This is a genomic window from Streptomyces sp. P9(2023) (genome assembly GCF_032436795.1).
Classification (GTDB): Bacteria; Actinomycetota; Actinomycetes; order Streptomycetales; family Streptomycetaceae; genus Streptomyces.
This window is the reverse complement of record NZ_JAUPWM010000860.1, coordinates 1-235: the sequence shown is the minus strand read 5'-3', so window position 1 is coordinate 235 and position 235 is coordinate 1. Positions and strand designations below refer to the sequence as shown.

At 43.8% G+C, this 235-nt stretch carries 1 protein-coding gene; it reads left to right on the top strand.

Translation table 11 applies throughout. The features are described 5' to 3' along the window. On the top strand, positions 1-228 hold a 228-nt coding region (locus Q5762_RS39700; RefSeq protein WP_315897181.1), incomplete at its 5' end, for a hypothetical protein. Positions 229-235: the final 7 nt, after the last annotated feature.

The following is a 235-nucleotide window of genomic DNA, read 5'->3' as shown; positions in this document are numbered from 1 at the left end:
GTAGCTTTGGCAGAGCATGGAGCAACTCATGCAGAAATGTGTGCGATTTTTGGATGGGCTAAGCAAGAAATGGCCGATGTTTACATTCGAGCTGCGCGGAAACGTAAGCTTGCCGATAACGCCTTCGGTAGGCTTTACGAACGATCAGCGAACAAAAGTGTCTCATTTTTAAGACCTGAGAATGCGACTGAGACAAAAAGAGGAAAAAACCGTGCAAAAACAAAGTAAAAAAAGA